The sequence below is a fragment of the Streptococcus cristatus genome (assembly GCF_001588905.1).
Lineage (GTDB): Bacteria > Bacillota > Bacilli > Lactobacillales > Streptococcaceae > Streptococcus > Streptococcus cristatus_N.
Genome location: NZ_LAWH01000046.1, coordinates 1 through 5,703, shown reverse-complemented (window position 1 = coordinate 5,703; position 5,703 = coordinate 1). Strand labels below are relative to the sequence as shown.

At 43.5% G+C, this 5,703-nt stretch carries 8 protein-coding genes; 5 read left to right on the top strand and 3 right to left on the bottom strand.

All coding sequences use genetic code 11. The features are described from left to right. Window positions 1–102: 102 nt before the first annotated feature. Entirely contained in the window at window positions 103–1,461 is a 1,359-nt protein-coding gene (gene rlmD / locus A0765_RS08815) for a 23S rRNA (uracil(1939)-C(5))-methyltransferase RlmD (RefSeq protein ID WP_062006121.1), read from the bottom strand. 55 nt (window positions 1,462–1,516) lie between these two features. Between rlmD and A0765_RS08810 the strand changes: the two genes are divergently transcribed. The 4 genes from A0765_RS08810 to A0765_RS08790 all read left to right on the top strand — a co-directional run bounded on the left by A0765_RS08810 (window position 1,517) and on the right by A0765_RS08790 (window position 4,221). Further along, window positions 1,517–2,293 (top strand): aminoglycoside 3'-phosphotransferase, encoded by a 777-nt coding sequence (locus A0765_RS08810; RefSeq protein ID WP_062006118.1) that lies wholly within the window; start codon window positions 1,517–1,519, stop codon window positions 2,291–2,293. 26 nt (window positions 2,294–2,319) lie between these two features. Next, complete coding sequence (gene recX, locus A0765_RS08805) at window positions 2,320–3,096, top strand: recombination regulator RecX (protein WP_062006117.1); 777 nt, start codon at window positions 2,320–2,322, stop codon at window positions 3,094–3,096. Between the two features lie 86 nt (window positions 3,097–3,182). After that, a complete protein-coding gene (ntdP, locus tag A0765_RS08800; protein WP_005590859.1) occupies window positions 3,183–3,716 on the top strand; it encodes a nucleoside tri-diphosphate phosphatase in 534 nt (177 codons plus the stop codon). 187 nt (window positions 3,717–3,903) lie between these two features. Further along, the gene (locus A0765_RS08790; RefSeq protein WP_062006115.1) at window positions 3,904–4,221 is read left to right on the top strand and encodes a DUF960 domain-containing protein; all 318 of its coding nucleotides are present in this window, start codon (window positions 3,904–3,906) and stop codon (window positions 4,219–4,221) included. A 57-nt stretch (window positions 4,222–4,278) separates the two neighbouring features. On the opposite strand, the gene A0765_RS08785 is transcribed toward A0765_RS08790, so the two are convergent. Next, window positions 4,279–4,713 (bottom strand): GNAT family N-acetyltransferase, encoded by a 435-nt coding sequence (locus A0765_RS08785; RefSeq protein WP_062006113.1) that lies wholly within the window; start codon window positions 4,711–4,713, stop codon window positions 4,279–4,281. A gap of 62 nt (window positions 4,714–4,775) precedes the next feature. Between A0765_RS08785 and A0765_RS08780 the strand changes: the two genes are divergently transcribed. Further along, window positions 4,776–5,201, top strand: coding sequence for a MarR family winged helix-turn-helix transcriptional regulator (locus A0765_RS08780; RefSeq protein ID WP_062006111.1), 426 nt, complete (start codon window positions 4,776–4,778; stop codon window positions 5,199–5,201). Window positions 5,202–5,319: 118 nt separating this feature from the next. Here A0765_RS08780 and A0765_RS08775 read toward each other — a convergent pair. Continuing rightward, window positions 5,320–5,703, bottom strand: a 384-nt coding sequence (locus A0765_RS08775; protein WP_142325659.1) for an ATP-binding cassette domain-containing protein, incomplete at its 5' end; no start/stop codon positions are given.

Sequence of the window (5,703 nt, the reverse complement as noted above, 5' to 3'; positions counted from 1 at the left end):
ACTGCGTCTTACTCAACAATCCAAAGACAATTGAGAGGCTAGGACTTTTGTCCCAGCCTCTTTTGCTGTTCATTTAGGCTTATTTTTCAACAAATCACTCTTCTACTTGACTTTTTTGACCAATTTCACCACTGCTTCGGTTCGAGCGGTATGGGGAAACATATCAACCGACTGGATGTAGTGGACATCGTAGACCTGACATAGCTTGACCAAATCTCGAGCCAAGGTTGAGACATTGCAGGAAACATAGACCATCTTTTCAGGTGCATAGCGAACAATCGTCTCCAGCAGCTTATCATCCAGACCTGTCCGTGGCGGATCGACAATCAAGGCATCCGCCCGATAACCTTCAGCGTACCAACGAGGAATAATCTCCTCTGCCGTTCCAGCCTCGTAGAGCGTATTGTCAAAGCCCATCCGTTTCGCATTGCGCTTGGCATCTTCAATGGCCTCAGGAATGATGTCCATGCCCCGCAGAGACTTGACCCTTTTAGCAAAGGCAAAGCCGATGGTACCAACTCCGCAGTAGGCGTCAATCAAATGGTCCTCAGCCGTCACATCCAAAGCCTTGACTGCTTCCGCATAAAGCACCTCTGTCTGCTCAGGATTGAGCTGATAGAAAGTCCGAGGCGACAGGGAGAATTCATAGTCCAGCACACCTTCTTGGATGGCTTCCTCGCCCCAGATAATCTCTGTCTTATCCCCATAAATCTCACTGGACTTGCTCGTATGATAATTGACCGCCACTGTCTCCAACTCTGGAAATTCAGCCACTAGGTCTCGGACGACTGGAGAAAAATCTAGCTTGCGCCCTGTCACAAAAATCATCTGCACCTGACCTGTCTTTCTGGATCTACGAATCATAACGGTACGTACTCCAACAGTCTTCCTCTCATCATAGATGGGCAGCCTGTATTTACCTAAAAGCCGAGCTACCTTATTGACAATAGCCTGCGTTACCTTGTCCTGAACCAGACAATTTTTCAGCGAGACCAGATAGTGGGAATTCTGGGCATAGAGCCCCGCCTTGACCTCATCCTTAAACTTTCGAGTCTGAAACTGCAGCTTAGCCCGGTAATAAAGTGGCTCCTGCATGCCAATGGTTGGACGAATTTCATAGTTTTCGTAGCCAGCTGGCGCAAATTTTTTCAAGGCCTGACGCAGCAAATCTTCCTTAAACTCCAACTGCTTGTCATAGTGGAGATGCATGATTTGACAGCCTCCGCAGCTTTCATAAATCTCACACGGGGCTTCCACCCGAAATTTTGACCGTTTGTTGATGGTGAGGAGCTTGGCTTCAATAAAATTCCGCTGCACCTTGGTCACCTGACAGTAGACTTCCTCGCCTTTCAAAGCACCGGGCACAAAGACCAGCGTTTTCTTATAAAATCCAATCCCTTCACCATTAATCCCCATTTTCTTAATTTTCAAAGGGATTCTTTGTTTCACTTTTACATTCATGCCTCTATTATACCACGCTAGAGTCGATTCGTTGAGAATATGTTACAATAAAAGTATGAAAGCAGAAAAAATATCTCTTCCACTCGCACATTTCCCTGAGCAAATCCGAACTTATCTAGAGGGAGCCAACTTTTACGACAGCTCCTCACATTCAAGCGCCCGTGTTTTCTATGCTGATACGGGCTATTATTTGAAAATCGACCAAAAAGGCAAGTTATCCCGAGAAGCCACACTTGCCAAATGGTTTGAGAAGCAAGAACTCGGTGTGCCTGTCATTCACTACCTATCAGCAGATCATGACTACCTGCTGACTAGAGAAGCCGAGGGCAAGGATGCCCTAGCCTTTCTTCAACAGCCAGAAGAGCTTTGCCAAACAATGGCTGCAGCACTCAAAAGACTTCACAGCCTCCAACCCCAGCATTTCCCAATCCAGCATCGCCTCCAACACTATAAAGAGCAGGCAGAGGAAAATTATCAGAAAGGTTGCTTTTATCAAAAAGCTTTACTGCCCCAATTTCATATCCAAAGTCGTGAGGAAGCCTACCAGCTTATTCAAGAACAGGGGCATCTACTAACGACGGACGCCTTGATTCACGGAGATGCCTGCTTGCCTAATTTCATTCTGAAAGACGCAGCAAGCTTTTCCTGCTTCATTGATGTTGGCCTCGCTGGCCTCAGTGATCGCCACATTGACCTTTACTGGACCATCTGGTCTCTTACTTATAATTTATCTGACCCCAAATACGCAGAGCTCTTTCTTGACTACTATGGCCGGAAGGATGTTGATACAGACAAACTGCGCTTGATTGCTGCCTTTGAAGCATTTGGCTAAAAGAAAGGATTTTACCAAAATCTCTTATGAAAATCACAAAAATCGAAAAGAAAAAACGGCTCTACCTCTTGGAGTTGGACGACAGTGAAAAGCTCTATGTTACAGAAGACACCATCGTTCGTTTCATGCTGTCTAAAGGGATGGAAATCACGGAGCAAGAGTTGAAAGAGATTCAAACTTACGCCCAATTTTCCTATGGAAAAAATCTAGCCCTCTATCATCTCTCCTTCAAGCAAAGGACTGCCAAGGAAGTCAAGGACTACTTAATACAGCACGACATCCAACCAGACATCGTCAGCCAAGTCTTGGACGCTTTGAAAAAAGATAATTGGATCAACGACAGAAAATATGCCAATTCTTATATCCAATCCAACCTTCTCACTGGTGACAAGGGCGCTTTTGTTCTCAAGCAAAAACTCAGCCAAAAAAGGATTTCTAGCACTATTATCGAAGAAGAGCTAAGACGATTTGATTTCACTGAAGCAGCTGAGCGAGTTGCTGAGAAACTTTTAAAGAAATACCAAGGAAAACTGCCCAGCAAGGCCTTGCAAGATAAAATTCTCCAAGCCCTGATAAACAAAGGTTTTTCCTATGGACAGGCCAAAGAAGCCTTCCAGCATTTAGAAATCGAAGCAGACCAGGAAACTCAGCAAGAACTGCTCTATAAAGAGCTAGACAAGCAATACCGCAAGTACTCCAAAAAGTACGAGGGCTACGACTTAAAACAGCGTCTGACCCAAGCTCTGGCCCGCAAAGGCTATGATTTTTCGGACATTGCCAGCGCTCTAAGAGAATATCTTTAAGATTTTCTATGAAAACTTAGGCATTTTTATGAAAATATGTTACAATAAAGAGGATAAACTTAAAAATTGTAGAAAGTTGGTAGGTTATGAAACTTCCCAAAGAAGGCGACTTTATTACAATTCAAAGTTATAAGCATGATGGGAATCTTCACCGCACTTGGCGAGATACCATGGTACTAAAGACAACAGAAAATGCCATTATTGGCGTTAATGACCACACACTGGTAACAGAAAGTGATGGCCGGCGCTGGGTAACGCGAGAGCCTGCCATTGTCTATTTTCATAAGAAATATTGGTTTAATATCATTGCCATGATTCGTGATAATGGCACTTCATACTACTGCAACCTTGCCAGCCCCTACTATCTGGACAATGAAGCCCTCAAGTACATCGACTATGATTTAGATGTCAAGGTCTTCACAGACGGAGAAAAACGGCTGCTTGATGTGGAAGAGTATGAGCGTCATAAAAGGCAAATGAACTATTCGGATGATTTGGATTTCATTCTCAAGGAAAACGTCAAGATTCTGGTTGACTGGATCAACAACGAACGCGGTCCCTTCTCCGATGCTTATGTGAAAATTTGGTACAAACGTTATGTTGAACTAAAGAATCGATAAAGTTGTCAAAGAGCGCAAGCTCTTTTTTCTTGCTTTCTTTTCCAAAAATCCTTTGTCTAGCAAGGAAGCAATTTCTTGCAATTCCTACTTATTTCTTGTATGATAGAACCATCAATGCTGCTAGTAAAGCACTAGAGGTCCAATTTCTGGTCCTCCACAGCAAAATTTCCAGAAAGGAGTGAGTCTCATGGCTTTTACCAATACTCGTGGTCGCTATGCCAGCTTTGGCGCTATCACTAGCCTTCCAGATGATGTGATTGACACTTTCTGGTACATTATCGACAACTTCCTTAAAGATGTCTTCCCTTTGAATAATCTGATTCGCTTCGAGTTGATCAATAACCAAGGGAAGCTGACTTTTCGCTTCTCTGAGGACCATCTTGATACACTCATCTCCTTTGATTTCACCTATAAATTTGACCCCTTCTACCCTCGCATGATCTACGTTGTGGATAATAACGGCAGAGAGACTGTCATGTTAGCCGATGAATACTCTATGTTTTAAAAAAATAAAATCCAGTTGATACACCGTCACTATGAGCGGTTCATCAACTGGATTTTTTCATTTTTTGTAAATCATTTTGATATGAGGCGTCGACTCAAAGATAAAAGGCTCTCCTTGACTTACAAAGCCGAATTTTTCATAAAGCCCCACGACTTGCTCCTGAGCTTCAATTTCAATCATTTTTCCCGGCCATTTTTTCTCACAAAAAATCAAGATTTCCTCTACCAATCTATTCCCTAGACCCTTTCCCCGAGCTGACGGAGCTGTCACAAGCCGTCCAAAAACGACTTTTTCAGCTTTCTCAAACAAGCGGGCATAGGCATCTACTTCCTCTTGTTTATTAACATGAAAAATGTGAACAGCTTTTAAGTCTTTTTCATCCAATTCATGATAGATTCGCTCTTGCTCGACGACAAAGGTATCGATCCGCAGTTTTAGAATCTTGTAAAACTCTAGTGTATCCAATTCTTGCAAATATTTTTTATGCCACATGCTTGTTTCCGTCCTTGCTTTATTATATAATCATTGTAAATGCAACTATCAAAGGAGTTCTTATGGATTACCGTCAGTTATTTCGTCAAATGGGTTTCATCTCCCGTCAAGCCATGATGAGAATGAACCAAGAAGCTAGCCAATACGGGCTTGATAATAATCTCTTTCTCATTCTTACTCGCATTGTCGAACATCCCGCCATCCATCAATCTCAGCTGGCAGAGCTGGTTCAGATTGACAAGACTACCCTGAGCCGGTCTCTAAGAAAGCTGGAAGAAAGAGGCTTGATTGTCAAGAAGACCAAAGCTCAAAACAAGAAATTCAAGGAGCTCTATCCACTGACTCCTGCACTAAAAGTATATGATAAGCTGATTGGCTACGAGGACAGATATATTCAGGCTAGTCTGCATCAACTGACTTCATCTGAACTCTTTCAGTTGGATCATATCCTACAGAAAATTCAAAACTCCCAACAAGAAGAAGTATAACACAACACAGTTGCATTTGCAACTATAAAACATAAAAGTAAAGCTATTAAAAACGGCTGCTAGCAAGTGACTGAGAAGATACTCTAGTCTCTACAAGCAAAACCGCCTTAATAGCTTTTTAAGTTAGTTGATTGAAATCCCAGATCTGATCCATCCAGCCTTCATAGAAATCAGGCTCATGGCAGACCATGAGAATGCTGCCCTTGTATTCTTTCAGAGCGCGTTTGAGCTCTTCCTTGGCATCTACATCCAAGTGGTTGGTCGGCTCGTCCAGAACCAGAACATTATTTTCTCGGTTCATGAGAAGACAAAGGCGGACCTTGGCCTGCTCCCCACCTGACAGAACTTGGATCTGGCTCTCGATGTGCTTGGAAGTCAGACCACATCTGGCCAGAGCTGCTCGGACTTCTGCCTGATTCAGGGCTGGAAAGGCGTTCCAGACTGCTTCCAGCGGTGTCTGACGATTGCCGCCCTCGACTTCCTGCTCGAAATAGCCCAGCTC

Coding starts and splice junctions, on each gene's coding strand:
- rlmD (WP_062006121.1), bottom strand. CDS start 1,461: ATGAATGTAAAAGTGAAACAAAGAATCCCTTTGAAAATTAAGAAAATG.
- A0765_RS08810 (WP_062006118.1), top strand. CDS start 1,517: ATGAAAGCAGAAAAAATATCTCTTCCACTCGCACATTTCCCTGAGCAA.
- recX (WP_062006117.1), top strand. CDS start 2,320: ATGAAAATCACAAAAATCGAAAAGAAAAAACGGCTCTACCTCTTGGAG.
- ntdP (WP_005590859.1), top strand. CDS start 3,183: ATGAAACTTCCCAAAGAAGGCGACTTTATTACAATTCAAAGTTATAAG.
- A0765_RS08790 (WP_062006115.1), top strand. CDS start 3,904: ATGGCTTTTACCAATACTCGTGGTCGCTATGCCAGCTTTGGCGCTATC.
- A0765_RS08785 (WP_062006113.1), bottom strand. CDS start 4,713: ATGTGGCATAAAAAATATTTGCAAGAATTGGATACACTAGAGTTTTAC.
- A0765_RS08780 (WP_062006111.1), top strand. CDS start 4,776: ATGGATTACCGTCAGTTATTTCGTCAAATGGGTTTCATCTCCCGTCAA.